Origin of the sequence: Paenarthrobacter sp. PAE-2 (genome assembly GCF_026013155.1) — a bacterium.
Lineage (GTDB): Bacteria > Actinomycetota > Actinomycetes > Actinomycetales > Micrococcaceae > Arthrobacter > Arthrobacter ureafaciens.
In genome coordinates this window covers 71,388-98,329 of the sequence record NZ_JAPDNV010000001.1, presented here as the reverse complement: position 1 = coordinate 98,329, position 26,942 = coordinate 71,388, and the positions used below count along the sequence as shown (strand labels likewise).

The following is a 26,942-nucleotide window of genomic DNA, read 5'->3' as shown; positions in this document are numbered from 1 at the left end:
CATGGATTTGTTCCGTTCGCACGGCATCCATTCAGGCAGCAAGGAAAGTGAGGCACAGCGACGCACCCAATCGTTGCGGCGCTCACACGTTGACCTTGAGGTTATTATTCCGGCGTACAACGAGGCTTCGAGGCTGCCCGGCACGCTGCGACAGACAGCCGACTTCCTCGCCGCGCAGCCGTGGTCTTCGCGGATTGTGGTGGTGGACAACGCCAGCGTGGACGAAACAGGGCCGGTGGTCCGGAAACTGTCCAGGGAAGCGGGAAGCCCGGTGCCGATCTCGGTGATCGGCTGTGCGCGCCGTGGCAAGGGCGCTGCCGTCCGTCGGGGGCTCCTGAGCGGGACCTCGCGGTTTACTGGTTTCTTCGACGCCGACATGGCCACTCCCGTGGAGACCCTGGCTGCTGCCATGTCCCATCTGCAGCATGGTGCCGCAGCCGTGATCGCGTCGCGGCATGCGCCCGGCGCCACGCTCGTCCGGCCCCAACAGCTGGGCCGGCGCCTGGGCGGCAGGGCGTTCAGGGCGTTGACCAGGACAAAGGTCAAGGGCATCGCCGACACACAATGCGGCTTCAAGTTCTTTGAACGTGATGCGCTCACCGCTGCCATGGTGCAGTGCCGGGCAACAGGCTTCGCCTTCGACGTCGAGCTGCTTCTCAGGCTTCAACTCCAGGACGCACCGATTGTTGAACTGCCGGTCGCATGGACAGATGGCGCATCGTCGTCCTTCCGGCCCCTCCATGACGGCGTAGCCAGTTTCGCCGCCGTCTTCCAGCTCCCAAAGTCAACGCCGTGACCGCGGTACTGACACACGAAACCGCCGTCGCGCGGCTCGCTGGGAAACACGTGCTGGTCCTCAACTGGCGCGACGTGTTGCACTCACAGGCCGGCGGGGCCGAGCAATACATGCACGAGATCTCCCGGAGGTGGGTTGAGAACGGAATCAAGGTCACTTGGTTCACCGGCCGGGATACCGGACAAGCCGCAGCTGACGTCATCGACGGCGTCCGGGTCCTGCGTGCAGGCGGGCCCCTGGCCATCTATGCCCGGTCAGCGCTCAAGCTTTTGAGGTCAGGCGAAACGTTCGATGCAATTGTTGACTGCCAGAACGGAATCCCCTTCTTCTCTCCGTTGTTCGTACCGGCTGATACCCCGATCGTCCAACTGATCCACCACGTCCATCAAGAGCAGTTCGCCACGAGGTTCGCTCCTCCCTTGGCAGCCCTTGGCCGCTTCTTGGAGAACAGCGGCGCGAAGGCGGTCTACGGTCAGCGGGCCATTGCGGCAGTATCGGTGTCCACGCGACTGGAGCTGCGCAAGCTTGGCTTCACCGGTCCTGTGCACGTGGTCCCGAACGGCACCATCGACGTGCCCGCAAGGCCGGGGCCCAGGGACCCGGAACCAACCATTGGTGTCGTCAGCCGGTTGGTTCCCCACAAGCGGCTGGACTTGTTGCTGGGGCAGTTCGCGCTGGCGGCGCGGAGTATTCCGAATCTGCGCCTGGAAATCGTGGGAGATGGTCCGGAGAAGCCCCGTTTGCAGCAGTTGGCCATGGACCTCGGACTGGACCACGCAGTGACGTTTCACGGATACCAGCCCAACGAAGTCCGCGACAACCTCTTGAACCGCGCCTGGCTCACAACATCTACCTCCGCTTCCGAAGGTTGGGGATGCTCGGTAGTGGAGGCCGCAGCGTGGGGCGTCCCCTGCCTGGCATTGCAGGTCCCGGGAATCCGGGACTCAGTGGTGGATGGGCGGACGGGCTGGTTCGTGGACACACCCACGGAACTGGGCGCTGCCATGGTTTCCGCGTTGGAGGCTTTGGCTGATGCGGACGCCGCCAAGGCAATGTCTGCCCAGTGCCAGGAGTGGGCCCGGTGCTTCACCTGGGACCGCTCCTCTGAATTGTTAGCCGGTGTCCTGTTGGAGGAGACCCTGCGCCGCCGGGGCGTTGATGGCTATGCCAGCGTTTCGGACATGTCCACCGTGGCACGCTTCGAACTTCCCGCGGGAGTGGACCTCGGAAGCATACGGAGCGTCCTCAGGCCCACGGATGAAGTGCGGGAGACCGAGGGCGACGTGGAAGTGCTCATCAAAGGGCGCGATGAATTCGAGGCGTTCGCTGCCTTGAAAAGCGTGGGTGTGATTGCCGCGGAGGTGCGGCCGGCAGGGAGGAGCAGCCTCCTCGCCGGACCGGGCAACGGGTTCACTCCTGCCGACGCTGTTCATGACTTATAGCGGGACAGGCTCCGGCAGCGCGCCGGCATACCGAAGCCGTGCCAAAGCCGGCCAGGCAAGCAAAGTAGCGGAAAACAGCGGCATCCTGGCGGTCTCGGCGGGACTGGTGGGGGTAGTGAGCTACGTCTGCACGCTCCTGATGGCCAACATGCTTGAGACCACCGACTACACGCATTTCGCCGCAGCCGCGATGCTCATGGGCATCGTGGGAATTGTGGCCTCGGCGTTGGTTCCGTTGCCGCTGTCCCACATCGTGGCAGTCCATCCTGCGGGTTCGGAGGAGCGCAGGGACGGGATGGCCTTCGCGGTTTTCGTTTCGTGGGCGGCGGGCGCGGCTTCGGCGCTGCTCACGGGAGGGTTGGCGCTCGTTTTCGCAGGTCCGGACCTGGCGGCAGCTGTGGCGTTGGGCTCCTTGGGGATCTTCGTCGTCACGGCGCATGCCGGCTGGCTTCAGGGCGAGCTGAGATTTCCGTGGTATTCCCTGACCACCATCGTCGAGGTGTTTGTTCGGCTGCTCTTCAGCCTGGTGGTCATCGCCCTTGCCTGGGGCGCTGGGGGAGCAGTGGCTGGATTTGCGGTGGGCTCCCTGGTGCAGTTTGCCGTGCCGCGGTCCTTCTACCGGGATCTGACGTGGCGTCCGGGAGTGCTTAGGGAGAAGTGGCGCTGGGCTGAAACCGGCGACATCGCCTCGGTCCTGTGCGTCGTGTCCGTCCTGGTGGGCATCGACGTCGTCGTGGTCGGTTTCCTGGGCGGTGGCTCCGCGGAGGCGGCAGGCTTCCAGGCGCTGGCCACCATCGCAAAAGGACCTGTCTATGTGGCCGCGGGGACCGCGCTGGTTGCCTTTCCTTTGCTACGCAGTCCGGGAGCGTATGTCCGGAAGGTCCTTGCAGAAGCTTTTGTCTCCTTCGGGCAGCTCGGGACGGTAGCTTTTGCCGTCATTGCCACGGCGCCTCCGATGATGTCAGGGCTCATTGTTCCGCAGAAATACCACGGATCCCTGGGGCTCCTGCCGTGGCTCGCTGCGGCCGGCCTGGGCTATGCGGTCCTGATGGTCCTCACCACGGTCCTCCTGGCCCTGCGCGCCTACCGCCGCTGCCAACTGGGCCTCGCCATTGCCTGCGTCCTGGTGCTGGGTGGCTTGTGGGCGGGCTGGGAGTTCGATGGCGTGCGGGGCATGGCCATTGGTTGTGGCGTAGGTGCCGTGGCTGCGGCTCTGGCGCTGGCTGTCATTGCCCGGCCGGTTCTGGCCGTTCATACAGCCTCCGGTTCGGGGCGGTCCGGCTTCGCGTGGGCGGCGGGCGTCCTGGCCCTTCTGGTGGTCCTCGGTGTGGCCGCCCGGCTGCAACCCGTTGTGTGGTTGTTGCTGGCCGGCGTCGGCGGAACAGGTGTCCTTGCCCATCAACGGGGGCTTCTGCCCACGCGCAACGACCTCCGGATATTACGACGGCGGCGGCCCGGCGGCGCTGCCAGTCCCCATGGGCGGCGAACTCCGCCCATGGAGCGGCGATCCCGGGCCGCGGGCCGGCGGTCCAAGCTCGTGGGCCGGCGGTCCAAGCCGCAAACACCACCGGCAGGTCGGCTGGCCCGCATCGGAGCCCGCCTCTCCGCCAACACGGCCGCCACGTTCGTGCTGGTGACCGCGGCAGGATTCGGCGTGCGCGCCCTAGGCCTGGAGCGGGGCTTTGAACTGTGGGTTGATGAAATGCTGTACGTCAGGCTCGGCGAATCGGTGGGCGCGGGTGAATTTCCGACGTTGCCTGACGGTCCGTTCTTCCTGCACCCTCCGGGCTACTTCCTGCTCGAAGCCGGCGTCATCAAGGTGTTCGGCCTGTCCGGAGACATCATCCCGATGACCCTCCAGCTTCGCTGGCTCAACGCCGTCCTGGGAGCCGTCACTGTGGGTTTGGGCTACCTGCTGATCCGCAAACTGGCCGGCTTGGCCGCCGCGTGGCTGACTGCGGTGATTTTGTCCTTCGAGCCGTTCATCCTGCGCAACAACAGCCATGCTTTCCTGGAGACCTCGGCCATGGTGCCGGCGCTGGCCGGGATGGTGCTCCTGGTGGGCAGCCGGGAGGGGGAAGGCCGTCTGCGTTCCTTTGCGAGGTTGGCAGGGGCCGGCTTACTGCTGGGGTACTCGGTGGTGTGCAAGGACTTCTTCCTCATTTGCACTATCGCTACCGTGCTTGCGGCCTTGGCGTGGAAGAAGACCCTCCCATGGCGTCAAGGGCTTGTGGTCACTGGCTTCGGCATTGTTCCCTACGCCGTCTACCTGCTGGTGGTGACTGTCCATGGACACTTCCCTGCGTGGCAGTGGGCCAAGAGCCATGGAGTTGTCCGCATGTCCGGGGTGGAGAAGTCCACCGGGTTCACCGCGGAGGGGTCACCGAGCATCGACTCCCGGCTGGTGGAGCAGGCAGGGCAATTCGGTACCAGCTATCTCCTCTTGGTGTTGTGCCCTATTGCCGGATTGCTGCTGTGCTTCAGCATCCACGCCGGTCGGCGGCTGATGGGGCTGGCCGGCCTGGCGCTTGGCGCCGCGGGAACTTACAGCGCTTTGTTCGGCACCTTTGAGGAACAGTACGGGTACGGCGTCATGGTGGTTGGCGCACTGTGCGCCGTCCTGTTCGTGGTGGAGCTCAGGGAGAGGTTTCCGGGCACCCGCAAGGTGCTGGCCGTGATCGGCGTGATCCACGTGGTGCTCACGGTGGCGCTGGGACTGCGGACCGCCCTGACCCAGGACAACGGATTTGTCCGCGCCGATGAGTGGATCCAGGCCAACCTCCCGGTCGACGCGCGGATCAGCGTCACCAACAGCACGGGGCACTTCGCCTACATGCACGATCCCCGTTTTGGCATCTGGCCGGATGCGCCGTTGATGGAACAAAACGGCGTGAGCTATGTCCTCACCCAATCGAAACCAACGAGGCAGGGCTACGGATACGCCAATCCCGCCATGCTCGCCTGGTTGGAGGAACACGCAACGCCCATGGTCACCACGGCCGGTCCAACCAACGGCGCAACCACCATCTGGTACGTGGATCCGGCCAAACGTCAGGCAGCAGCCGCTGCCAACGTAGGGGTGCCCTCCAAGAGCTACGGGACAGAAAGGTAATCATGAGAGTTTTGCATCTGGGGTTCGAGGACCCCCGCATGCCCGGGGCCGGCGGCGGATCCGTCCGGACCCATGAAATCAACCGGCGCCTTGCCGCCCGGGGATTCGACGTTACTGTGCTCACCACTAGGTATCCCGGGTGGCAGGAACGGGTCCAGGACGGCGTCCGCTATGTGCCCATCGGCCTTGGCAGTGGCGGCACCAGGCTCACCAGGCTGGTGGCGTACGTGCTGCGGTTGCCCTTCGAAGTGCGGCGGCGCCGGGTGGCGGCCGATCTGGTGGTGGAGGATTTTTTCGCCCCCTTCTCCACTATGGCTGCGCCGCTCTGGACCAAACTTCCCACTATCGGCGTTGTCCAATGGCTGCATGCCAGGGACAAAGCACGGCAATACAAACTGCCCCTGCACTGGGTGGAAAGATGGGGCGTTCGCAAGCACCGGAGGCTCATTGCAGTGTCCCGCGGCATCGCAGACAACCTTGCTGCACTGAATCCGGCCATCCATGTGGACGTGATCGGAAACGGCGTGGATCCCGCCGCGTGGAAACCAACGCCCCACAAAGGCCAAAATGTCCTCTTCGTCGGGCGCCTGGAACTCGGCCACAAAGGCTTGGACCTGCTGATGGCGGCTTGGGCCAAGTGCTGCGCGGACGTGGACGGGATGCTCCTCATTGCCGGCACGGGCCCGGACGAAGCAAAGCTGCGTGCGCTCATCCGCGACGCCGGTCTCTCAGAGCGCGTGCGGTTGCTCGGGTGGCTCTCCGGGGAGGAGAAGTTCCGCGCTTTCAGCGAGGCGCGCCTGGTGGTGGTGCCTTCGCGGCACGAGACCTTTGGACTCGTGGCCATCGATGCCCTGGCGACGGGCACGCCGGTGATTGCCTTCGACATCCCGTGCCTGCGGGAGATCGTCCCGCCAGGGGTGGGGTGGCTGGTTGAGCCGTTCGACGTCGGCGCGTTCGCAGACGAGATAACGCGCCGATACGCACAACCCGGCTTGGAAGCCGTGGCTGAGGAAGGACGGAAGTTCGCGGCCGGCTACAACTGGGATGCGCTCGCGGACCGCCAGGCCGAGGCTTACCGTGCCGCCTTGGAGGCACTTTCTGCAACAACCGGTCCGCAGGACAGCGCCGTTGAAAGGGACTAGATGACACAGCAAACACGGGTTGAACGCTCCATGGCAGGAAACGCGCCTTGGCTTGTGCTGTCGCCCCATCTTGATGATGCAGTGCTCTCCTGCGGTGCGCTGCTCGAGGCCCAGGCGCAAAGGCGCACCATCGTGGTGGCCACCGTGTTCACGGAGGAGGGCTCCCCGCCGCACACTCGCGCGGCGCGATCGTTCCTGGGCCAGTGCTGCATCACCGACGCCGGGGAGCTCTTTGAAGCCCGCAAGGCCGAGGACAGGGCCGCGCTGGCTGCCATGGGCGTCCAGTACCTGCACCTGGGAGAGGTGGATGCCCTCTTCCGGAAGCGCGAACCACTCCGCAATTGCAGGCCGTTCCTTAGGCAGGGGCTCGTGGGCAAGGTCTGGAGCAAGCTGCCTCCTGAACTGACGCACCGTTACCCGACCTACCGGTTCGATATCGCTTTGGGAAGAGTGGCGCCGGGCGACCAAGCGCTCATTGGGGAGCTGAGGGACAAAGTTGCCGGGCTCATGGCCAGCACCCAGGCTGAATTGCTATTTTGTCCGGTGGGAGTGGGACGGCACGTTGACCATCTGATCACGCGGGAGGCGGCAGCAGGGCACCCGGACAACGTCGTCCTGTACTCGGACTTCCCTTATAACGTGGCGACACCACCGGACGCGGCATTGCTGGAGCGGCAGGGCTACCGACCCTGGACGTGGGAGGCCGGCGCTGCCTCCAAGCTTTCGCGCATACGCGAATATGCCACCCAGGCAGATGCCCTGTTCCCGAGCGGCGTGATCCCCGTCAAAGCGGAAACGTATTTCGCCGCGGACTGAAACCGTAGGGACCGCTCCGACGCCGGACTGATCCCGTGGGGCCGCTGAAACAGCAAGGAAACAGCAAGGCCCGGGCGAATCCGCCCGGGCCTTGCTGTTGTACGTCTTGCCGTTGTACGAAGTTTAGCTTTCGCCTGCCGAGTCCGAACGGCCGAGGATGGTCTGCGGGATCCAGAACGCGAGGGCGAAGAGACCCAGGCACACGGCCATCGGCCACGGGTTGTCCAGCGTCAGGAAGGACAGCGAGTAGATTGCGCCGAGGAACAGGACGATGATCACCAGGAACAGGACAATGCTGGTGCCCAGGTTGTTCTCTTTTTCAATCGGGGCAGTGTTCTTGGACATTCATTCCTCCTCGGCCCCGCAGGGCTCAAATTCCGTGGCGGCTTCCGGAAGCCTTAGTAGTCGGATGAACCCTGTTCACCCTTGACGATGGCAATCCCGGAGCTCGCTCCGATACGTGTTGCACCAGCAGCTATCATAGCCTGTGCGTCGGCCAGGGAGCGCACTCCGCCCGAGGCCTTGACGCCGAGATCCGGGCCTACGGCCTTGCGCATCAGGGCAACGTCCTCTGCGGTGGCGCCTCCGCCGTTGAAACCGGTGGACGTCTTGACGAAGTCGGCGCCCGCCTCCACGGCAGCCTCGCAGGCAATGACCTTCTGCTCGTCGCTCAGCAAAGAGGTTTCAATAATGACCTTCAGGATGGCTTCGCCTCCGTGGACGTTCTCGGCAACCTTGGCGATGTCTTCCACCAGGGCGCCTTTGTCATTGGCACGCGCGGCGGCAATGTTGATCACCATGTCCACCTCGTCCGCTCCGTCCAGCACCGCGCCGCGGGCTTCGAACGCTTTGACGTCGCTGGGCGTGGCACCGAGCGGGAAGCCCACCACGGAGCATGTCAGCACTCCCGAACCCTTGAGGGCGTTCTTGACGGTCTTGACCCAGACCGGGTTGACGCAGACGGACTTGAATTTGTACTCGACGGCCTCAGCGCACACCTTCAGGACGTCCGCCTCGCTGGCCTCGGGCTTCAGCAGGGTGTGGTCGATGTAGGAGGCAATGCCGGCTTCAGTGCTCATGGGATCCTTCCGTGCCGGGCGTGGCCGGCCCGGTGGCCGCAGGGTTGTCACTGCCCGTCAAAGGACCATCTTGCCATAAGTGCCGTGGCCCGATCGGAGGTTGCACGGCCCGATCAGGTGGTTGTTCACGCCGCTTTCCGGGCGTCCTCCGCGTTCCCGAAAGCGGCCGCCGGGGCACCTGAAAGAATCCCCGCGGCACACAGCAGTGCGGAGGATTCGGCGGAGAGGAGCAGCCCCAGCCGCAGGCCGTCGCAGGAAGCTGCGTCGCCGATCGCCCAAATGCCGGGCACCGAGGTGGCGAGGTCGCGCCCGACTGCGATGCCGCCGTCGGAGGCTATCCGCAGGCCCGCCGTCAGGGCGAGTTCGGTGCGGGCGATCCGGTCTTCGGCAAGGACCACGAGGTCGCCGTTCATGCTGCTGCCGTCCTCGAAGAGGATGCCGGCGGCCGGCAGCGGGGAACCGGCCAGGGAAGGTACGACGGCGGCCGGGCGCAGCGTGGTGCGGACGGGACGGACTCCGCGGGCCCGGAGGACCGCCTCGGCTTGTCCGGCAGCGGGTCCGGTGCCTACCAATATCCCCAACGGCCGGTGACCGACCACGCGCGTGGCGTCCTTGATGGCTTCCCCGATGGGCCCGGCGTCGTCGATGGTGGAGTAGCTCAGGCCGCAGTAGGCGCCCGTGACCGGCGGCAGCAAGGGAGCTGAGCCGGTGGCGATGACCAGTTGGTCGTAGGCGAACTCCATGCCGTCCACGGTGGTGACTGCCTTGGCTTCAGCATCGATGTAGCTTGCCGCCTGGCCGAAGCGGACGGACACGCGGGGCAGTCCGGCCAGGTCAAGGAGTTCCTGCGGGCATTCATCACGGTTGCTCAGGACCGTGATGGTGCCGTCGAAGAGGCGCTGGCCCTGCGGCCGGGGTCCTTTGCCCGCCAGCCGCCGAACCAAAGCCTGGGCGGCCGGACCTGCGCCTGCGATGACGATGTGCTGGGAAGAGGAGGACATGGTGGGCCCTTTCGCTGTGACCTGCCTGGTGCTTGTGTCCATCAGCCTAGGAGCCGGGTTTTTCGGGGGTGTTTCCCCGCTGTTGCCATTGGAGGCGCGTTTGTAGCGCGGCGTTTACCCGCCGGTAATAAGCTGGATCACACTCTCGCTTGCTGGGTGATGTGGCCAAAGCTGCAGGTCAGTAGCGGTGGAGCAGTTCCCGGAGTCCGTTTGCGGCGAATCCCGCGGCTGCCCCGGCCCGGTCAATAAAGCCGTGGGCGCCTACCGGTTCAACGGAGGCCAGGAGCCCTGCCGCGTCCGCCAACGTCATCCGCACTTCGGTGCGCGCATCCCCGAGGGCCAGTTCTGCGCGGCGCGAGTCCATCCAGGCGTCCGGCCCGGGGTCGTCGTGCAGGGTCCGGGTCACGCTCAGTTCCTTCCAGGAACCGCCCAGACGGACCTTTCCGCGGTAGGTGACTCGGTCGCCGTCGGACTCCACCCGCCCGTCTGCCACGAACGCACGGCCGCCAACCCCCGCATGGTCGACGTAGCCGGTGAACCGGGGCGGCCCTTCGACGGCAGCTGTAGGGAGTACCACGGTGGCCCGGAACGTCAGCGGGCTGCCGCCCATGTCTCCCCGCAGGGTGTCGTTGAAGCGGACTCCGGGGGGCGGATCCGTCATGGCAGTACAGCCGGCGTCCTTGGCCACGCCCTCCGGTTGCAGGGAATCGAGGTAGCTTCGGGCGTCGCGGTACCCCATGCCGATCAACGTCCCGGCGTCCACCCGGTTCAGGTAGAACTCGGGATCCAGGGGAAGCGGGTGTTCGGGTTTGATGACGTGCAGCACGAAGTGCCGGCCCGTCGCCGCGGCCGCCTCGAGGTCCGCCAGCAGCGCGCCCATGGCACTCATCTCGATCATGTGGACGTACTGTTCCAGCGGACCGTCACCCCAATACGGGGAGTTGCCGATGCACCAGATGAGCCACACTTCATCGGCGCCCCGCCGCAGTGCCTCGGCGACGTTTGCGTCCCGGACCCAGACGGCGTCGGTCCAGATCCTGCCGTCGCGGCGGAGGGGAGTGAGGAAGATCGGCAGGGACATGCCCGCGGCCATCAGTTCGGCGTCGATGTCCTTGGCATCGATTGCGTGGCATCGCTTTTCGGTGAATTCAACAACGTTGAAGGAACCTTCGACGGCGTCCGGCGCAGTTGCGTGCCGGCGCACGGCGTCGGCGTCGACGCCCAGGGCAGGGAACACTTTGTTGAGGATGCCGTCTGCGTCGCCGATGGCGGGCAGCGACCACGGACCCTTAAGGTAGTCGCCCAAGGGCAGTGCGGAGCCGAAGTCCTTGACGTCAACGTCCAGCCACCGCCGGCACATGTCCTCCGGGGATACGCCGGAGAGCAGCATCCCGGCAGTGAGGATTCCCCCGGACGTTCCATCCACGTGATGGAAATCGATCCCTTCCTCTGCCAGTGCCCTGACCACTCCGGCCTGCCATGCAACGCGCATCCCGCCGCCCGCCAATACCAAGGACCGCTTCATGGCGTGAGTCCCGCCGGGGCCGCGGCACCGAGCCGCCGCCAGTAGATGAAGAGGAGCACCGCCGTCGCGAGGTCGAAGAAGGCAACCAGCAGGGCCAGGGGCGAGAAGACGCCGTTGAGGAACCCGATCCCTACGGCTCCGAAGGCCCCGGTCTTCTGCACGCCGGACCACAGGACCACCTCGGGAGAGGGCACTGTGTTGAGCAGGGTGTGAAGGAGGAGCCCGCCCACCACCACCATGAACATGCCCACCGTGCCAAAGAGCTGCCGGGTTTCCGGGGTCGAGTCCGCGCCGAGCAACTGGAGCAGGGGGCCTCCGAAGGGCACTTCCACCACGCCCGTCAGCACCGTGATGATCGCGATGAGGGCCAGGACGGCCCGGAGGGGATCGGCCGTTGCCCAGGCCACGGTCCCCGGCGGGTGTGGTTTGCGGGACTCAGCGTGGGCGCTCACCCGAACGACTCCAGCAGCCGGCCCCGGTCAACGAGGAGCCACACCATGGCAGCCCACGTCAGCGTGGAGACGTAGAAACGGATGTCATTGAGCATCATCCACCGCTTGAGGAGGGAGCGCAGTTCGGCGTCGTCCTTGAAGTCGCCGCCGCGGATCCGGACGTTGATGGGAATGATGATGCCCTGTCCCACCCAGGTCAACACAATGATGCCAAGCAGGCAGATGATGGCCGGAACAACCCGGATAGTGCCCCACTCGGACCAGACGAGGATGCCGCCGGAAATGAACATGACGGGCACAACCACGGTGAAGAACTTGGTGGCGGCACGGGTGGGAATCCCGAAGTGCATGTCCACGTTGTCCCGCGCGAGTGAACGCCACGTGGGGTAAAGGAAGAACTTGAGGACCCACATGGTGCCCACGTACATGGTGGCGCCGAACAGGAAGTACAGCGCGTTGATGAGCAGCAGCCAGTTCATGGGGTACCGCCCGGGGTGTTGGCCGCGGCGCCCGGCACCCGGCTGCGGTCGGGCGGCGCCAGCCACTCCTGGCCCTGGCCGAGGTTCACCACGCTGTCCAGCATCTCTCCGCCCCGCAGGCCCGCAGCGCCGGCCTCGGTGGGCGCCGTCAGGAACCAGGCCTCATAGTGGTCGTCCAATACGCCGTGGGCCGTGGGCAGCCACGCGGTGAAGATCGGTTTCGCCTCCGGCTCCAGGTTCTTCAAAGGTGCGACGCCGGGCGCGTCGCCAAGGATGAGGCGCGCCTTGGCCTGTGCCCCGAAAGCAATGTCTCCCGTGGCTTCAAAGTAGATGTCCGATTTCCAGAGCATGTTCCGGAACGCGCAGTAGTTGGACGCTGCGAGTTTCAGCGGGATGCCCAGCGGATCCGGGCGGTCGATTTCAATGTAGCAACCGAGCTTGCCGTCCTTGTCGTACTGGGCGGAAACCGTGGAATCGGTCACCACGAAGTCAAGGTTCGCCTGGTGTTTGGGCATGCCCCAGATGCCCTTGCCGCCCTTGACGGAGATTTCTGTGCTGACGGGGAGGTCCACCACGAACTGGCCAAGCTTGAACGTCTTCTGGAAGAGCAAGGGAAGCAGCGGTGGCGCAGGTCCCAGGCCGTGGGTAATGGCGATGGCCAGCGAATACTCGATGTACTTGCCGATGTCCGTGGACCGGTAATTGACCACCGTGACCACCAGCAAGCCCTTGCCGCCCAGGCTGAATGGCCGCAGCTCAGGTCCGGGAAGGATGGCGGCTGCAGCCTTCTTGTTGATGGGGAAAGCCGCCATGAGGACCGGTGAATCGTCGGAGTTGACGGGCATGACGTACTTGATGCCGTCCGCCAGGGCGTGTTGGCCCCGCAACCGCTCCTGGCGGCGCGGTACGGGGGAGGGCATGACCTTGAGCAGTGGGGTGATCAGCTCGGTGAGGGTTTTCATGGCTTGAGCTCCTGGTGTCCGTTCAGCTCGTCGATGATGATGGGGAAAGTGTCCTGCCAGGCGTGTTCGCCGAAGAAGACGTCCAAGTGCCCGTAGCCGGGGATGAGGTGCAGGGAGTCCTTGCCCGGGCGGTGCTTGCGGAAGAACTCGTAGCTGCGCTGCTGGCTCTCGGGCAGGAAACACAGGTTGTCCAGTCCGGCGATGAACGCGAACCGTGCATCCGTCTGCGGGGCCTCGGCCACGTAGTCCTTCGGCAGTTCCGGGTGGTTGCCTGCCGCGACCATGTGCCCGGCTTTGATGCTGCGGCCCATCTCCTCGAAGAACGTCACCGGTACTTCTGCGAACTCGCCGCTGATCCACTGGTGCGTTGCGTCGTCGAGGTTTTCATGGGCCCACAGGGCCGGGCGTCCGCTGCCGTAGGTGAAGCTGACCATCTTGCACACGGTGTTGTCGCACTCGTGGTGCGTGGCCTTGACCAGGCCGCGGATGGCCCGGGTGAAGTAGCCCTGCGACTTGTAGCCCCATGCCGGTGAAAGGTACGGGGTGAAGAGTTTCACCACGGGCGTGAGGTAGTCGATCTTCAAGCGCGAGAAGGCGGGGACCACAGGGTGCAGCGAGACCGCGTTGGAGACGATTGTGTCCACTTGCGGCAGCAGGCCGGCAACCGCGGACATCGTGAAGGACGTGGAGCCCTGGCAGTGGATCACTGCCTTCATGGTGTCGGCCCCGGTCTCCCGGAGCACGTACTCGACGGCGGCCGGGTGGTCGTACACCGCGGCGTCCGCAAGCGTCCAGGACAAAGGCTCGAGGTCGATCGAGGCCCGCCAGTTCAGCATCCAAACATCCCAGCCGTCCTCCAGGAGCACGTCCACGATGGTGGTGCGGATGGGCGGCCTGAATAGTTCCGCCCTGACGCCGGACCCATGGACCAGCAGCACAGGACCCTTGGTGGGTTCGGCCGGTGACGTGACGTGGACCAGGCTCAGGGGAGTGTTGTCCCGGGCACGGAACGGGATCACCTCGGTCCGGTGCGCGGCGCGGGTGATGGTCATGGCATGGTTCCCTTCCGTGCGATGGTGATCGGTTCTTCAAGAAGCCGCACGGCCGGCAAACCGGACTCCGGAACCAGCCGCGCGCCGTCGTCGTTGTCTGCCAGCCGCCAGTCGCGGCAGATGGTGTCCACCACCAGCGGGTAGACGATGAGGTTGCCGTCGGTGCCCAGATGAATGCGGAGGAAGCCCTTGTGGTCCTCGATCGACTGCCCGGACATCTTCCACGAGTCCACTTCGCCGCTGGGCGTGGCCAGGATGAACAGCGCGAACGCCTCACTCCCCAGCACCCACCCGCCGCCGTGCACCAGGGCCAGCGCCACGAGCACCACCAGGATGTCCGGCCAGTGGCGCGGCCACGGGATGAGGATCACGACGGCGGCACTCACCGCGAGCGCGGACAGTTGGTACAGCGTGCCGCGGGCAAAAACGACGATGCCGGCTGTGGCAATTCCCAGTCCCCGTGCCAGCAGGGAGACCACGAGCAGGAGGACCGGCATGGCGAGGACCAGCACGGTGATGGTCAGGGGCAGGTTTCCGGTGGTTGCCCCGCGCAGGGCGTCCACGAAGGACTCGCCTTGGAACGCGCTGAACACGGTCCAGACGGTGAGTGCGGCCACGACGTGCACGGCTCCCATGGAAACGCCGAAGCCGGGGTTGCGCACGGGAAGCCACGACGGCGAGAACGGGTTGGCCAGCCGCGGGCCCAGGAGGTGGGACTCGGATTGGTCGGGGTAGATGGTGGGGGCGCGGGTGAAGCGGCGTCCGGCAAGTCCAGCGTCCGTGCCTGTGTCAGAGTCTGTGCCAGTGTCCGTGCGACTGTCCGTGCGAGGGCGGGCGCCGGAGGTTTCTCCTGCCGCTGCCGGTGCGGGGAGGAGGAGCTCCTTCGGGAGCCAGTGGGCGTCCGAAAGGTAGGCTCCGCCGAGGCCGCACGTGATCATCTGGGTCCTGGCGGCAAGGGTGTTGGGGGTGCTTGGCTCGGGGGTGGTTTCTTCGTAGCGGGAGTAGTGGTGGAGGTCCCCCGTGAGCCACAAGCGGACACTGGCCCCGGTGGGTTCGAACAGGCCGGTCTCCGGGTTGAACCGTCGCCGCAGGTAGTCCTGTTCGAAGAAGTCGGCCTGGCGGAACTCGTTGGGCTTTTCCCCGGTGCGGGCAGCGTCGGCGTCCACCCAGGCGGGGGCGGCAACGCACAGAATGATCGCATCCCCGGGCTGCAGTTGGAGGGTGACATTGCGGTAGAAGTAGTCCAGCTGGGGCTCATCGATGTACTGGCCCAGCTGGCTGTCCAAGCCCAGCAGCCACCAGCCGGGGGTGCCTTTACGGCCGGGTCCGGGCCCCTCGCCTGTCAGCCGGACGGCGAAATAGCTTCGGCTTTGGATTGTCCGCCACGCGCCGATGTTCCGTTGCCGGGTGAACGTCCGGATGAACGAGGTCAGGCCGTCGTACCAGTCGTGGTTGCCGGGGAGCGCGAGCATCACAGGAATCTGCGCGGTTTGCCCCGGGGCAGGGTTGCCGCCGTGCGGGGTGCCCTCCGGGGACCGCGAGGCCGGGAACGCGGTGCGGTACGGCCCCACCATGCGGTTCTCATAGGCCGACGGGGATGCCACGGGGTACACCTCGTCGCCGCCCAGCACCAGCACCCGGCCGCGGGGAAGCTCGTGGCCGTCCACCTTGAGCGATTCCTGTGCCAGGAGAGAGGCCACAGTGTAGGTGGCGTCGAAGCCGTCGCCGAGGTCGGCAGTGAAGTCGAGCCAGAGCCCACCGGGCGTGGAACTCGGGCCCTCAGTGGGGGCGCCGGCGCCCGTCCCGAGGGTCGGCAAAGCCCGGCTCGTGACGGGCGGCTGGGCCGGTTGCCCCGGTACGGGAAGTTTGTCCAAGCGCAGCGGATCGTCGGGGAAGCTGCCTTCGAGCTCGCGTTTGTCGCCGAAGTCCGCGAACACGGTGGCGGCCATGACCTTCAATGCCGTCCGCGCCAGGGACATGGGGGAGAGCCAGCGGACAGCCGGCTGCGGGGTAAATCCCAGCAGCGCCCGGTGCTTCCCGAGCTCCCGGCTTTTCATCGCGGGGTCATCGTCCTGGCCGCTTCGAGGGGCCGGCTTGGCCCCGGAAAGGGAAGGGCACCCGCCTGATCCCGTGGCCGTACACCCGCCAGAGCTCGCCCCCGAAGAGCTTCATGAACGCTGCCAGGCCCGCGGCCGGTGCGGGGCCTTCCGCCCGGAACGTGGTGAGCTGTTTGGCGAAGTCCAGGGGGCGGATATACAGGATGCCCGCACCGCAGGGTTCCGGTGCCTCCTGTGTGCCGTCCCTTGGTGGTACGTGGCCACGGAGGATCGTGGCATAGAGGATGGTGGTGTCCGGCCAGAGATCGAAGCCGGCCTCGTTGTGGATCTGCTTGTAGCCCGTAAAGGTAAATGGAGTGCCGCCGGGATCCCGCAGCCACAGCCGGTACAGCATGCGGCGCGCCGGACGCCCATCGGTGGAACCATCCTCGACGAACAGGTTGAACCAGCCCTTTTCCACCGGCATCCGGCCGCCGAAGTAATCGGCCAGCACGTATCCCTCCGCTTTTGCCGGATGCTGTGGATCGGCCACGAAGGCGTCAATGTCCTCGGCGGTAATGGTTAGTTCGAACATGATCTTCCGGTTGCGGTCCCGGCCCAGGCTCCGGCCTTTCTCCGGGTCTGTTACGCCGGGGCTGAACCAGCCGTGCATCTGCTCGGTGAAACTCACGGACGTCGAAGGCGGGGCACTTGCTGCGTCCGGCGTCAGCCCACGGCTACGCGTCTGCGAAGCGGGGGCGCCCGCGGGTTGCTCCCGGCGCGCGCCCTTGCCCTTGGTAGCGTCCGGCGCCAGGGCGCGTGGAGCCAGCGCATCAGCATCCACCGGGCCGCCGGCAGCATCAGATGGCACGATCCCGCGATGGGCCGGGGCGTTCACAATCCGGGCACACGCCCTCTCGGCGAAGGCGGCAATGGTCAGAGACGGGTTGGCGCCCACGGGACCGGGCATCGCGGCGCCGTCAACGACGAACAGGCCAGGGTAGCCGAAGACCTCCCCGTACGAATCGCACACGCCCTCTCCGGGGTGCCTGCCCGCGGGGGCCCCGCCGATGGGATGAACGGTGATGACCCGTTTGGCCCACCAGAGCGGGTTGTCCACGAAGTCCCCGTCCAGGTCCCCGGCAATGGCCGACATGGTGGCCCGCACCCGCCCGAAGTATTCCTTCGAGGTGGACATGGTCCAGGAAACGGCGAGCCGTCCGTCCCGGAGCGTCAGCACGCCGTCGGGAACGTCCCGGCCCATGCCCAGCAGCGGGACCGAGCTCGAGGACAACCTTCCATCGCCGAGGGCAGCGGCAAGGTCGGCCGACACGTTGGACCGCCCTGCGTCAAAGAGCCGGTCCGTGAGCAAACGCGCGGCAACTTTCGCCGTGCGCTTGACGGTGGTGCGAAGCTGCGCGGTTTCCATGAGCCAGTTGATGAATGCCGGATACCCGGCGTCTTCCACGTAGTAACCGCGGCCGTCGCCGTCGTCGTCATTGCTGTCCGGCACCCGGATCGCAGTGGTGATGACCGGACCCCGGCTGCCGGTGAGGGTGCGGACGCCCGGAGGCATGCCGTTTTCCCCGGGCGTCTTCGCGCCCATGACGAACGTCAGGAGGTCGCCGTTGCCGCTGAACCGGGTGCCCAGGGCGTCGCTGAGGGCCGGCAGCGAACCCCGGTTGCGGAGGAGCAGGAAGTTGCTGCCGAACGTGCCGGCACCAAGCAGGAGCCGGCGGCAGTGGATGATGTGTTCGTCCAGCAGCCCGCCCTTATTGTCCGGGTGGTGGATGACATAGCGGACTTCATAGCCTCCGCCGTTCAAGGGCCTGATGCCCCGAACGTCGTGGAACGTCCGGACGTCGGCGCCCTTCGCGGCCGCGGCCGACAGGTAATTGTGGTCCAACGTGTTCTTGGCGCCGGAGTTGCAGCCGATGTCGCACTCGCCGCTGAGGGTGCACGTGGTCCGGACCGTGTCCGGGCCGTGGATGCTTCCGTACTCCGGGAGGCGAAGCGGCCGGTTGGTCCGGGGTTCCTCGTTGGGTCCGGTGGCGAAGGTGACGGCGATGGGAGGCCTGCTGATGGACAACCCGAGGTTGGCCGCCGTCTTTTCCATGGCGAGGGTCTTGAGGGTGTCGTTGTAGGGGTAGGGCACGGGGCGGAGCATGTCCTCGGCGAGCTTGTAGTAAGGATCAAGGTCCGCCCGCGTGAACGGCCAGTTTTCGTAGCCGCCGCCCGGAATAGGGGATTCGTTGACGAACCACTTCTCGTCCTTGCGCAGCAGCACGTTGGCGTAAATCAGGGAACCGCCGCCCAGCCCGCTGGATACCAGCCCCTCCGTGCCTCGGAAGGTCCATGCGTCGAACAGGCCGTAGAGGCCGCGGTCCGGGTCCCAGAAGTTCCGGCCCATTTCCGACGGCGAGCGCGCGAAGCTGCCCGGCGGGTAGGGCTTGCCGCGTTCCATGAGCACCACGGATTGTCCGGCCTCGGCCAAGCGAAGGGCTGCCACGGAACCGCCGAAACCGGACCCGACCACTACTGCGTCCACCTTTTCCGGTGGGGCACCCCGCCGTGGTGGATCGACGGCGGGCTGTGGACCCGGGTTCCCAGTGTTCGTGTTCCCCAGCCGAACCATGGCCGTTCCCCTCAAACGAGAGCTGACCTGGAGTTACCCGAACGTGCCCCGGGTGATGCCTCCGCGGATTATGGCCCTTATGTTCCCACCGGTCCGGGTATCTGTCCATGCTGTGGAGTAACCCGGTTTTTTCTGCCTGTGCACCGGTCCCGTTGGCGGAACAGGGCCCGCAAGGCACGTAGGGTCGGATCATGAGCCTCGACAATCCTGCAAAGGTCGCCGTCATCACCGGCGTCGGAAGACGGCGTTCCATCGGAGCTGCCCTGGCCACAGGGCTTGCCATGGACGGCTGGAACCTGGTCATTAACCATTGGAAGCCTTACGACGACCGGCTCGGCCTCGAAGCGTCCCCGGACGATGCCGACGCCATTGCTGCCGAATGCCGCGAACGTGGCGCCGGCGTCGTACTTGTTCCCGGCGATCTCAGCGATCCCGGGTTCCCCGCCGAACTGATCGCGGCAGGGCGGTCGCTTGGACAGGTGACCGGCCTTGTGATGTCCCATTGCGAGTCCGTGGACAGCAGCATCCTCACGACGTCCGTCGAGAGCTGGGACCGCCACTTCGCCGTGAACGCGCGTGCCACATGGCTCCTTATCAAGGCGCTCGCGGAGCAACTGCCCGCCGTCCCTCCGGGCGAAGTAGGAGGCAGGATCGTGGCGCTCACCAGCGACCACACCGTCAACAACCTGCCGTACGGGGCGAGCAAAGGCGCGCTGGACCGGATCGTGACGGCAGCCGCCGTCGAGCTTTCCGGGCTCGGCGTCCGGGCCAACGTCATTAACCCCGGCCCGATCGATACCGGCTGGATGGACGAGTCTGTCCGCTCCTGGACGACGGCGGCCACCCCGGCCGGGCGCCTCGGCACGCCCGCGGACACTGCGGCGTTGGTGCGGTTCTTTTTCTCTGATGCGGGCTCGTGGATCAACGGGCAGGTGCTGCACAGCAACGGCGGGTTCAACGTCTCCTGATCCGCCGTCGGATTCGCGGGAACGCTGCCCGTTCGCCGTAGGCTTCCCTGCGACCGGGCACTGTTCCGGCGAAGTCGGCGAAGTCACCGGAGTCGGCGAGGTGGCCGGAAACTCACGCGGGACGCGCCGTCGAGCTCCGCGCCACCAGGCGGGGAGTGAAACGGCGGTCGGCAGCCGGTGCCTCGGGGTTGCGGAGGCGTTCCAGGGCAACCTGGCCTGCGGCTTCCCCGAGCCGGGCGGCGTGGAGGTCCACGGAGGTCAGGTCGATGCCGTGCAGCCCCGCGGTCCGTGAATTGTCATAGCCGATGAGGGACAAATCCCGGGGGATCGACAGGCCCATGGCGTAGGCAGCTTCCCGGGTACCGAGTGCCAGCTGGTCGTTGTGGCAGAAAATCGCGGTGGGCCGGTCGGCCTGCCCCAAAAGGCGTGCTGCGGCCCGGTGCCCGGATTCCTGCGTGAAATCGTCCGCGCACAATGTTTGCGGCGCGAGGCCGGCCCGGCGCATTGCCTGCTCATAGGATCGGCGACGAACCACGTGCCCGTCATGGGCAGGGCCCGCCAGGTGGGCTATCCGTGTGTGTCCCAGCGTCAACAGATGCTCCACCGCGGCGCGTGCCCCGAAAGAGTCATCGGAGTAGACGCTGTCCACGCCGGCCACCGGTCGCGTGACGCTGACCAGCGGCACCGAGGCGGCCATCTCATGGACGGCTTCGTCCGGATCCAGCAGTGTGGCGGCGATGATGATTCCCACCCGGGCTTCGATCAACGACTCCACGGCACCGCGGTCCTCGCCGTCTACGGAGCGCGAGACGCTGAGGATCAGCCTATTGGGCTCCTGGGAGAGCGCTGTGCGGACGCCGCTGAGGATATCGGCGTAGATTTCATTGCGGATGTCCAGGAGGTAAAGCCCGACGGCGGAGCGGTGTTTGCGCGCAAGGTCGGCGGCTACTGCGTTGGGCCGGTACCCCAGACGTTTGGCGGCGGCGAAAATGGCCTGCTTGGTTTCATCGCTCACCCCGGGCGCGCCGCGGAAGGCAAATGAAACGAGCGTGCGGGATACTCCAACCTCGCGTGCGACATCGCTTTGCGTGGCCGGACGTGGAGGACGGTCGGAAGCCATGGCTTCATCCTGCCATGGACACAAAACCGAACAATTAAAGTCATTTGTTAGTTTGACCTTACATTTAAGCCTTTCGCGCGTTAGTCTTGTTTCAGAGCGGGTGGGTATGACCCGCAACACAATGACAAAGGAGTCCTGATGTCTGCTACGCAAACGCAGCGGGAGAGTGCGCATAATGCGGTGTTGCCTCCGCTGACGAACGGCCCACACCGTAAGCGGTTGGGCCTGGTAGCCCTGGTCGCCACGTTCGGCGGCCTTCTGTTTGGTTACGACACCGGCGTCATCAACGGAGCCCTCCGGCCAATGACGGTGGACCTTTCCCTGACGCCGTTGACGGAAGGAATCGTCACCAGCTCGCTGCTCTTCGGCGCGGCCGCAGGAGCGGTGGCGGGCGGAAGGCTTTCCGACGGCTGGGGCCGCAGGAAGACCATCATCCTGCTGGCCACCCTTTTCTTCCTCGGAACGCTGGCGTGCGTCTTTGCTCCGGGCTTCGAAGTCATGGTCCTGGGCCGCATCATCCTTGGCCTCGCCGTTGGCGGCGCGTCCACCGTTGTTCCCGTGTTCCTCGCCGAGCTGGCACCGTACGAGATCCGCGGGTCCCTGGCCGGCCGCAATGAGCTCATGATCGTCATCGGCCAGCTCGCCGCGTTCGTGGTCAACGCCATCATCGGCAACATCTGGGGCGAATTCGGCGGGGTGTGGCGCATTATGCTCGCCGTTGCCGCCTTGCCGGCCATTGCCTTGTTCTTCGGCATGCTGCGGATGCCCGAATCACCCCGCTGGCTCATCTCGAAGGGCCGGTCCGCCGAGGCGCTTGCTGTCCTGAAGACCATCCGCTCCGAAGACCGCGCCGAGGCCGAGATGGCCGACGTCAAGCACCTGGCCGATGAAGAGAAGGCTTCGAAGGCTACTTCATGGGCGGCATTGAAGGACAAGTGGATCCTGCGCATCATCCTGGTGGGCATCGGCCTGGGCGTCGCACAGCAGCTGACCGGTATCAACTCGATCATGTACTACGGACAGTCCGTGCTCGTGGAAGCCGGCTTTGACTCCAGCGCCGCACTGATCGCCAACATCGCGCCCGGCGTGATCGCCGTCGTCGGTGGTGTCATCGCCCTGACGTTGATGCAGCGCATCAACCGCCGCACCACGCTGTTGCTTGGTTTCACGCTCACCACCATCTGCCACTTCCTGATCGGCATAGCGTCGATCCTCCTGCCGGTCGGCAACGAGGCGCGGCCGTTCGTGATCCTCTTCCTGGTGGTGGCGTTCGTGGGTTCCATGCAGACCTTCCTCAACATCGCGGTGTGGGTGATGCTGTCCGAGATCTTCCCGCTGCATGTCCGCGGCTTTGCGATCGGACTTTCGGTGTTCTGCCTCTGGATCGCCAACGCACTCTTGGGCCTGTTCTTCCCCACACTCGTGGCCGGAGTAGGCATCACGGGAACGTTCTTCCTGTTCGGCGTGGTGGGCATCGCGGCCCTCATCTTCATCTTCACGCAGGTTCCGGAAACCCGCGGCCGCACGCTTGAAGCACTCGAGGAAGATGTCACCACGGGCGCCATCTACCTGGTGCACAAGAAGTAGCCGGTCAGGCCTTCTTCACGACGCTCGACTTCAGCTGCATCGGACCGAAGCCGTCCACCTTGCAGTCGATGTCGTGATCGCCCACGCCATCCACCAAGCGGATGTTGCGCACCTTGGTGCCCACTTTGATGGAGGTCGGGCTGCCCTTGACCTTCAGGTCCTTGATGATGGTCACAGTGTCGCCGTCGTTGAGAACGTTTCCAACCGCGTCCTTGATCGGCCTCTCCGCGGCGCCGGCGTCGGGGTCTTCGCCGTGGGGCTCCCATTCGTGGGCGCATTCGGGGCAGACGAGCAGCTCGCCCATTTGGTAGGTGTACCCGCTGGAACACTCGGGGCACGGGGGCAGGGATTCACTCATGGTTCGGTTTTCTTTCTCTCGGTGGCTGCTTGAGCCGTTCGTGCTGCAGCGGCCCGGCTGACGTGGCTGCGTGCGTGTTCGACGGCGGCTGGAAGGTCGCTGAACAGGTGTTTATGGTGGCGAAGGGACTCAATCACGCCAACCTTCGTGGCCAAATGCAGGTGCCTGTCCTGGATGCCTTTGATCAGGACGGTGATCCCGCGCCGCTCCAAAGCCTGGATGATGTCAGTGATGACGCGGGCCCCGGTGGCGTCCAGGATCTGCAACTGGGACATCCGGAGGATGACGACGTCGACGTTCCGGATGTCGGTGACGCGTTCGAGCACGCGTTCGGCGGCGCCGAAAAACAAGGCACCGTCAAGGCGGAACAGTGCAATGTGTTCATCGCCGTCCACGATGGGGCCGGGGATTTCTTCCCGGTGGACACCGGAGGAGCGCACCAGGGAACGCAAGGCGAAGAAGGCGGCAACGACGATGCCGATTTCCACAGCCTCGATCAGGTCGAACGAGACCGTGATGACGGCGGTGACGAAGAAGACGATCGTGTCAGCCCGTGTGGAGCCGATCACCGCCCGCAGCGTCGGCAGCGAGACCATCCGGGCCGCCGTCACCATCAGGACCCCGGCCAACGCTGCCAAGGGGATGCGGGACACCACGCTGGTTGCCAGGTAGACGACGGCCAACAGCACCAGGGCGTGGGTAATGGCTGCCGCCCTGGTCCGGCCTCCGGAACGGATATTCACGGCGGTCCGCGCGATGGCACCGGTGGCAGGCATGCCGCCAAAGAACCCGGACGCGATCGAGGCCAGCCCCTGGCCGAACAATTCCCGGTCGGCATCGTAGGCGCCGGTGTCGGAGATCGAGGACGCAACCCTCGCCGAGAGCAAGGATTCGATGGCCGCAAGCGCAGCGATGGTTGCCGCCGGACCAACCAGCGCGGACAGAACCTCCATGTTCAGCACGGGAAGCGCCGGGGCCGGCAAGCTGGTGGGCAGTGCGCCGATCCTGGCCACCGGAAGCGCAAAGACTTCGGCAATAACGCTGGCCAGCACGATCGCCACCAAGGACCCGGGCAGGCGGGGATGGATCTTCGGGGCCAGCACCATGACCGCCGCCACTACGGCCACGATCCCCAGGGACGCGCCGGTCGAAACCCATCCCGCTCCGGCGGAGTTCACGGCACCTGCGGCGTGCACTGCGGCCAGCACGGCATTGGTGGAGTCACCGCCGTCAGTTGCCAGGGCAGCAGGCACTTGCTGGAGGAAGATAATGGCCGCAATGCCCACCGTGAAGCCCTCGATCACGGGCCAGGGAAGGAACGTCACCACGCGGCCCAGTTTCAACGCCCCTGCAGCCAGGACAATCAATCCGGCCAGCACTGAAACGGCGGCGAGGGCGCCCGGTCCGTGGGCGGCTATCACCGGGGCGAGGACAACAACCATCGCCCCGGTGGGGCCCGAAACCTGGACGTGCGAACCGCCAAACACTGCCGCTACCAGGCCGGCAACCACTGCCGTAATCAAACCACTGGCCGCTCCGGCACCTGAACTGACGCCGAAGGCCAACGCCAACGGCAATGCCACGATTCCTACTGTCAGGCCGGCCACAAGGTCAGAACGCCAGGACGCACGCAGCCCGGCATAGTCGCCCCGGCCCGGCAATAATGCCCGGGCGGCAGCCAAGCCGCCGTGGAGGGTGTTCACGGCGTGCCGCCCGGAAATGCCTCTGCAGCATCGGAGGATTCGAGGTTGTCCCGCGTGGTGCGCAGGATCTCACCAAGCAAGGATCTGGCCACCGTCAACAGCTCGGCCACCTGCGGGTAGGCCAGGGAGTAGAACATCTGCAAAGCGCGCCGTTCGGACACCACCAGCTGATACCGCCGCAAGACCGAGAGGTGCTGCGACAAATGGGAGGCTTCCAGGCCGGTGGCGGACAACAGGTCCGTTACCGATACCTCGGGGGCTTCGGCCAGCAATTCAAGGACCCGGATGCGCACCGGGTGCGCCAAGCCCTTGAACAAGTTGGCTTTGACCTCATACAGCGGTGCCCGGGCATCTGAATAGGCCACGAGGCTCATCTCCAATACGCACTGATTGACTAATTGATGAATTCATCAATTAGTGTATCAGGCGTACGCGGAGAGGGGGAGAAGGATGAGCCCGGAACCTAGGCGCGCAGCCGGTACCCGCGCTTCACGACAGTTTCAACGAGCTTGGGGTCCGGAAGGGACGAGCGCAGCCGGCTCACTGTCATGTCCAGCGCGTGGACGGAACCACGGAGGTCCAGGAGGTCCGATAACGCCTCACGCGAGAGCACGGCACCGCCGGCACCCAGAAGGGCGCGGAGCAGCAAGAGCGGGGCGGGGGCAAGCTCCACCACTTCGCCGTTGATGCGCAGGCAGCGGCCACGCAGCTCGATCGTGGCACTCTTCGTTTCCAGGCGGCGGACGTGGTTCAGGGACAGATGCTCGGTCACCAACCGGATCAAGGCACCCATCCGGTAGCGGTCCGGGATCAGGGGCGACAGTCCGGCGTCGACGAGTGGCTGGGCGGTCACGGGACCCACTGCCGCCACGGTTACCGGTCCCTTCAGGGCCTCGATCAGCTGGCGGTACAGGCCCATCTCGTGGGCCGTGCTCCACATCGCATCCACCGCAGGGGCGCTGGTGAAGGTGAGGACGTCAAGGTTCCCGCCCACCACGGCCTCGATCAGGCGCGGCAGCTTGTCCTCGCCGTCGGGCTTGACCCACCGGTACGGGGTGACGGTGAGGACCGTGGCGCCGGACATGCGCAGCCGCTCCAGCTGCCGAACATCCGTGTAGCCGTGCAGCTGCACGGCGACGGTCTTGCCGCGGACCCCCTCGGCCAGGAGCATGTCCACCAGCGTTGCCGTGGTTTCGTCACTGCTGATTCCGACGTCGGCAAGACCGGCCGCGCGGACGGCGCCGCGGGCTTTCGGTCCCCGGACGAACATCCGGCACGCCGCAAGGGTTTCCAGGAGCTGCTCGCCAATGCCGAACGAGTCAGCGGCCTCGCACCAGCGGCGCATGCCGTACGCGGTGGTCGCGATGCAGATGTCCGGCCGGGCTTCGATGATGGTGCGCGTATCCTCGATGAGCACCAGGTCTTCCTGGACGGGGGCTATCTTCAGCGCCGGGGCGTGGAGCACGCTGGCGCCGCGGCGTTCCAAGGCTTCGATGAGGTCCCGTGAGCGGCGGTGCGAGGTGACGCCGATGCGAAAACCATTCAACGGCAAATCAGCGGAATCCGTAGCCTCGGACGGTTCTGCCGACGGGGTCACGGAGTCGAGGGCGTGTGCAACAGTCATGGAATTACCTTCAGGCTTCAAGGAGCGAAGCCGCCAGGCGGCTCAGTTCAGCGGACGCATCGGCATGGCTACGGTTGGCCTCGGCAACCCTGACTACCTCGCCGATGACCAGCACGGCCGGGTTGCTGCAGCCCGTAGCTGCCGTTTCGATGGTACCCAGATCAGCGATGGTAGTGCGCTGTCCGGGGCGGTACCCGCGCTCCACAACGGCCATGGGCATGTCCGGTTCCATGCCGGCGCGGCGAAGGCCTGCCGCGAGCTGGGGCAGGGTGCCGATCCCCATGAGGACCACAATGGTGCCGCCCAGCCCGGCCAGGTGCAGGTGCTCCTTCTCGGTCAGCGGCGCATGGCCGGAGACGACGGTGAACATGTGGCTTACTTCCCTGTGGGTCACCGGAATTCCGGCGGCAGCCGGGACGGAAATGGCGCTGGTGACACCGGAAATCACCCGCACCGGAACGTCCGCGGCAACGCATGCTGCCACTTCTTCCCCGCCACGGCCGAACACGTACGGGTCACCGCCCTTGAGCCGGACCACGTTCCTGCCCAGCAGGGCCGCTTCCACCATGAGCTTCTCGATGTCACGCTGCGTCACCTTGTGATGCCCGGGCTGCTTTCCAACGTCCACCAACTCGGCAGAGGTCCAAGCGGCCAGTTCCTGGTAAGGGGCCAGCCGGTCGTAGAACACGACGTCGGCATCGCGCAGGGCGGCGACGGCGCCCACGGTCAACAAATCCAGCGCGCCGGGTCCGCCGCCGACCAGGGTGACGTGGCCCTCCGGACCCGCAGCCGGTTCATGTGCCACCGGGATTCCGGCCTCGCGGCAGCGTTCCAGCAGCGGAAGCCAGCCGTCGTCGCCGTCGTCCACTGCTGCCACCAGGAACGGACGCTCGGGGAGCGGGCCGTCGGAAGCCGCGCCGGCCGGAGCGCTGAGCCGGTACACGGCGGCACCTGCCTGCTCGTAGCGGCGTACTGCCTGGCGGGCGGTCACGTCCGAGCCGGTGACCAGGACGTCCCGGCCGGTGAGGTCGATGGTGAGCTGCATGGAATTCC

The 26,942-nt window shown here is 65.8% G+C and carries 23 protein-coding genes; 7 read left to right on the top strand and 16 right to left on the bottom strand.

Going from position 1 to position 26,942, the window contains the following annotated elements:
• The first annotated feature begins 1 nt into the window (after position 1).
• From OCL88_RS00330 to OCL88_RS00310, 5 genes are read left to right on the top strand one after another with little or no spacing between them, the layout of a single operon-like run.
• On the top strand, positions 2-796 hold the full coding sequence (locus OCL88_RS00330) for a glycosyltransferase (protein WP_264961206.1): 795 nt from the start codon (positions 2-4) through the stop codon (positions 794-796).
• Positions 793-2,238, top strand: a complete 1,446-nt coding sequence (locus OCL88_RS00325) for a glycosyltransferase family 4 protein (RefSeq protein WP_264961205.1) — start codon at positions 793-795, stop codon at positions 2,236-2,238. The genes OCL88_RS00330 and OCL88_RS00325 overlap by 4 nt, the downstream gene beginning before the upstream one ends.
• The gene (locus tag OCL88_RS00320; protein WP_264961204.1) at positions 2,228-5,350 is read left to right on the top strand and encodes a hypothetical protein; all 3,123 of its coding nucleotides are present in this window, start codon (positions 2,228-2,230) and stop codon (positions 5,348-5,350) included. The genes OCL88_RS00325 and OCL88_RS00320 overlap by 11 nt, the downstream gene beginning before the upstream one ends.
• A gap of 2 nt (positions 5,351-5,352) precedes the next feature.
• On the top strand, positions 5,353-6,492 hold the full coding sequence (locus tag OCL88_RS00315; protein WP_264961203.1) for a glycosyltransferase family 4 protein: 1,140 nt from the start codon (positions 5,353-5,355) through the stop codon (positions 6,490-6,492).
• A complete protein-coding gene (locus OCL88_RS00310) occupies positions 6,493-7,308 on the top strand; it encodes a PIG-L deacetylase family protein (RefSeq protein WP_264961202.1) in 816 nt (271 codons plus the stop codon).
• Positions 7,309-7,431: 123 nt separating this feature from the next.
• Here OCL88_RS00310 and OCL88_RS00305 read toward each other — a convergent pair whose 3' ends face one another.
• From OCL88_RS00305 to OCL88_RS00260, 10 genes are all read right to left on the bottom strand, one after another.
• On the bottom strand, positions 7,432-7,653 hold the full coding sequence (locus OCL88_RS00305; RefSeq protein ID WP_201434580.1) for a hypothetical protein: 222 nt from the start codon (positions 7,651-7,653) through the stop codon (positions 7,432-7,434).
• Between the two features lie 53 nt (positions 7,654-7,706).
• Positions 7,707-8,387: a deoxyribose-phosphate aldolase gene (gene deoC / locus OCL88_RS00300; RefSeq protein WP_264961201.1), complete on the bottom strand. Its 681-nt coding sequence runs from the start codon at positions 8,385-8,387 to the stop codon at positions 7,707-7,709.
• A 125-nt stretch (positions 8,388-8,512) separates the two neighbouring features.
• Positions 8,513-9,388 carry an FAD-dependent oxidoreductase gene (locus OCL88_RS00295; RefSeq protein WP_264961200.1) on the bottom strand — a complete coding sequence of 292 codons (876 nt, stop codon included), beginning with the start codon at positions 9,386-9,388 and terminating at the stop codon, positions 8,513-8,515.
• Between the two features lie 178 nt (positions 9,389-9,566).
• Entirely contained in the window at positions 9,567-10,913 is a 1,347-nt protein-coding gene (locus tag OCL88_RS00290) for a patatin-like phospholipase family protein (RefSeq protein ID WP_264961199.1), read from the bottom strand.
• The gene (locus OCL88_RS00285; protein ID WP_264961198.1) at positions 10,910-11,365 is read right to left on the bottom strand and encodes a hypothetical protein; all 456 of its coding nucleotides are present in this window, start codon (positions 11,363-11,365) and stop codon (positions 10,910-10,912) included. Before OCL88_RS00285 ends, OCL88_RS00290 begins: the two co-directional genes overlap by 4 nt.
• A complete protein-coding gene (locus OCL88_RS00280) occupies positions 11,362-11,844 on the bottom strand; it encodes a DUF1772 domain-containing protein (RefSeq protein WP_062095778.1) in 483 nt (160 codons plus the stop codon). Before OCL88_RS00280 ends, OCL88_RS00285 begins: the two co-directional genes overlap by 4 nt.
• Positions 11,841-12,806, bottom strand: coding sequence for an acetoacetate decarboxylase family protein (locus tag OCL88_RS00275; RefSeq protein ID WP_264961197.1), 966 nt, complete (start codon positions 12,804-12,806; stop codon positions 11,841-11,843). The genes OCL88_RS00280 and OCL88_RS00275 overlap by 4 nt, the downstream gene beginning before the upstream one ends.
• A complete protein-coding gene (locus OCL88_RS00270; RefSeq protein WP_264961196.1) occupies positions 12,803-13,858 on the bottom strand; it encodes an alpha/beta hydrolase in 1,056 nt (351 codons plus the stop codon). Before OCL88_RS00270 ends, OCL88_RS00275 begins: the two co-directional genes overlap by 4 nt.
• The gene (locus tag OCL88_RS00265) at positions 13,855-15,915 is read right to left on the bottom strand and encodes a hypothetical protein (protein ID WP_264961195.1); all 2,061 of its coding nucleotides are present in this window, start codon (positions 15,913-15,915) and stop codon (positions 13,855-13,857) included. Before OCL88_RS00265 ends, OCL88_RS00270 begins: the two co-directional genes overlap by 4 nt.
• Before the next feature lie 7 nt (positions 15,916-15,922).
• Positions 15,923-18,430 carry a GMC oxidoreductase gene (locus tag OCL88_RS00260; RefSeq protein ID WP_264961194.1) on the bottom strand — a complete coding sequence of 836 codons (2,508 nt, stop codon included), beginning with the start codon at positions 18,428-18,430 and terminating at the stop codon, positions 15,923-15,925.
• 290 nt (positions 18,431-18,720) lie between these two features.
• On the opposite strand from OCL88_RS00260, the gene OCL88_RS00255 reads away from it, so the two are divergent.
• Positions 18,721-19,497 (top strand): SDR family oxidoreductase, encoded by a 777-nt coding sequence (locus tag OCL88_RS00255; RefSeq protein ID WP_264961193.1) that lies wholly within the window; start codon positions 18,721-18,723, stop codon positions 19,495-19,497.
• Between the two features lie 112 nt (positions 19,498-19,609).
• On the opposite strand, the gene OCL88_RS00250 is transcribed toward OCL88_RS00255, so the two are convergent.
• Positions 19,610-20,617: a LacI family DNA-binding transcriptional regulator gene (locus OCL88_RS00250; RefSeq protein ID WP_264961192.1), complete on the bottom strand. Its 1,008-nt coding sequence runs from the start codon at positions 20,615-20,617 to the stop codon at positions 19,610-19,612.
• 138 nt (positions 20,618-20,755) lie between these two features.
• Between OCL88_RS00250 and OCL88_RS00245 the strand changes: the two genes are divergently transcribed.
• Complete coding sequence (locus OCL88_RS00245; RefSeq protein ID WP_264961191.1) at positions 20,756-22,204, top strand: sugar porter family MFS transporter; 1,449 nt, start codon at positions 20,756-20,758, stop codon at positions 22,202-22,204.
• A 4-nt stretch (positions 22,205-22,208) separates the two neighbouring features.
• Here OCL88_RS00245 and OCL88_RS00240 read toward each other — a convergent pair whose 3' ends face one another.
• The 5 genes from OCL88_RS00240 to cobA form a co-directional block, all read right to left on the bottom strand.
• A complete protein-coding gene (locus OCL88_RS00240; protein WP_264961190.1) occupies positions 22,209-22,562 on the bottom strand; it encodes a zinc ribbon domain-containing protein YjdM in 354 nt (117 codons plus the stop codon).
• Positions 22,559-24,265, bottom strand: coding sequence for a SulP family inorganic anion transporter (locus OCL88_RS00235; protein WP_264961189.1), 1,707 nt, complete (start codon positions 24,263-24,265; stop codon positions 22,559-22,561). The genes OCL88_RS00240 and OCL88_RS00235 overlap by 4 nt, the downstream gene beginning before the upstream one ends.
• Positions 24,262-24,630 (bottom strand): ArsR/SmtB family transcription factor, encoded by a 369-nt coding sequence (locus tag OCL88_RS00230; protein WP_043426374.1) that lies wholly within the window; start codon positions 24,628-24,630, stop codon positions 24,262-24,264. The genes OCL88_RS00235 and OCL88_RS00230 overlap by 4 nt, the downstream gene beginning before the upstream one ends.
• 98 nt (positions 24,631-24,728) lie before the next feature.
• The gene (locus tag OCL88_RS00225; RefSeq protein ID WP_166185265.1) at positions 24,729-25,889 is read right to left on the bottom strand and encodes a uroporphyrinogen-III synthase; all 1,161 of its coding nucleotides are present in this window, start codon (positions 25,887-25,889) and stop codon (positions 24,729-24,731) included.
• 10 nt (positions 25,890-25,899) lie between these two features.
• Entirely contained in the window at positions 25,900-26,934 is a 1,035-nt protein-coding gene (cobA, locus tag OCL88_RS00220; RefSeq protein ID WP_264961188.1) for a uroporphyrinogen-III C-methyltransferase, read from the bottom strand.
• Between the last annotated feature and the right edge of the window lie 8 nt (positions 26,935-26,942).